A 1,952-nucleotide genomic window follows, 5' to 3' on the forward strand; every position below is an offset into this window, starting at 1 on the left:
CATGGATCCTGTGCTGGCTCACGCCGCGCTCAAGCAGCGTGAATATCGCGCTTTGTAGATGCTGCTTCAAGACATTCACTCCCTTGTCTCCTTCTTCTCTGAAGGAGACAACAATAAATGTCCTGCAGCACCGCTAGGGACCGCTCAGCCGGCGATCGTTACCTGGGGGATTTTGAGGTGACCATACATGGGGGAATTTGACCGACCGCCGGGGCGATCTTCGTAGCGAGGCACGAGTGGGTAGGCGAGGGGCATGTCTGCAAGGCTCATGCACTTGTCATGCAACTCACGAACGAAGCTCAAGGCGCGGCGTGGATTGTCGCGGGCGATGTAGTCGCCGATGGCCTCAAGCTCGGCCTCGGCGGCCGGCAGGATGCGAACAATCATGCCTTGCCGTTCACCATCGCCTGATACTTGGCCTCCAGCCGGTCGAACACTTCTTGGGCGGGCTTTCCTCGACCCGCATCTGAATCGGCGATACCTCGCTCGATCACGGCATCAAGGGCGGCAAGCTGCGTCTCACGGTCCTGAATCAATCGCACGCCTTCGCGCAGCACTTCGCTTTTCGAGCCGTAGCGTCCGGTCTCGACCAGCTTCGTAATGTACCGCTCAAGCTGTTGTCCAAGGTCTGCACTGATCATGGTTCTGCCCTCCACGCAAGTAACCCTCATTGTACATCGCTTATCAACTGTTATCAAATGCGGTAGTGAGAATGCCCAAACACGACACGCCCGCGGAAGACGCGTGTCACATCAGACAACATTGGTGCCCCAGGCGTAGTGTCGGCTTTCACCGAACTCTGAAGCGGTCGAGGGCGCCGGCATATCGTAATGGCCTTGCGTTGCTGGCACCAGTCGCTGGGTGGCGGTGAAAGCGCCGGGAACGAGGCACAGTAGCGCGAAGCTGCTCTACTTGACGCTGACGCGGCTAGCTATCCGACCGAGCCTGTGTCGCCTCCCAGGCGTCGGCTGGCATCGAGCCCGCGTGATACCAGTACGAGCGATCCTCGCCCCGACAAGCAACATACTGAGATTTACAGTGGAGCCTGTGCCGTCGGTTCAACTCATCAACCTGGAGCTGCGTCGCTTCAATGTAGCCTGTCAATCCTTGCCAACTTAGCAGTAAGCATTGGCGAGGGGAGATCGGCAAGGTCACCTCGATAGTCTTTACCCCAAGCCCCGGAGATCGATAAAACGGTGGCAGCTTATAGGCGTCGGGGTCAAATCACGTACACGGATGATCCGATGTGATAAAACCTAGCGGATCGTCGGTACATAAGACGGCCAGGTCCATCTGCCGAAGGACCGGGACAGTGTGGCGCAGTGCCGGTGCCATCATATGCTGCAGAGGCTTCGCAGCGAGTTCCCTCACTTGGTTGTGATCGAGTGATCGCGAGTCGAAACTCGCATTGGATATTGAGGCTGTCTGCGCTGCGGCCCTGCGCTGCTGAGGACTCGCCTTCGCCATGCTCGCAGCGAGGTCATCAGCCTTTTTAAGGACCGCGGCCCATTGCGCCGCATGATGGTCTCGCGATGCCGTGGTGCGTATTTGCGCGGCCGCGACGAACATGCACAAAAAAACGTGTTCTTCGGCCGTGAGGCCACCGTGGTGGTTGAACTTGCTACTACGCATGCGAGAAAAACGGTCCTCAATCGTTGATAGCGTCGTTTCTATGCGCAGATCCCGAGTTCCATCGGCCTTCTCGATGGTGTAGAGGTCCGTTTCCGTGAATAACTTGTGAGGCGCGCGGCGAAAGCGGGCTGAGCCATCCCGCTCAAATACCCACACGTAAGGTTCATGATGGGGCGGTCGATCGAGATCGCACCAGGCCTTCAGATAGGAAGCCGGAACGTAATGCTGCTTCTTGTGACTCTTCGCGAAGTGGATCGCCTCAAGGTCATTCAGGCTGTCGTCGAGCGGCAGCTCAAGCCGGGCCGTGCCGCTGAGCGGCT

General features: G+C 58.1%; 3 protein-coding genes. All 3 read right to left on the bottom strand.

Annotated elements, in window-relative coordinates; translation table 11 throughout:
• Nucleotides 1-144: 144 nt before the first annotated feature.
• Nucleotides 145-387 (bottom strand): type II toxin-antitoxin system RelE/ParE family toxin, encoded by a 243-nt coding sequence (locus AWB81_RS42405; RefSeq protein WP_087135607.1) that lies wholly within the window; start codon nt 385-387, stop codon nt 145-147.
• Nucleotides 384-641 (bottom strand): type II toxin-antitoxin system ParD family antitoxin, encoded by a 258-nt coding sequence (locus AWB81_RS42410; protein ID WP_062644511.1) that lies wholly within the window; start codon nt 639-641, stop codon nt 384-386. Before AWB81_RS42410 ends, AWB81_RS42405 begins: the two co-directional genes overlap by 4 nt.
• 583 nt (nt 642-1,224) lie before the next feature.
• A partial coding sequence (locus AWB81_RS48075; RefSeq protein WP_327373503.1) for a DUF4238 domain-containing protein occupies nt 1,225-1,952 on the bottom strand: 728 nt, incomplete at its 5' end.

This window comes from Caballeronia arationis, assembly GCF_001544975.2.
GTDB lineage: Bacteria > Pseudomonadota > Gammaproteobacteria > Burkholderiales > Burkholderiaceae > Caballeronia > Caballeronia arationis.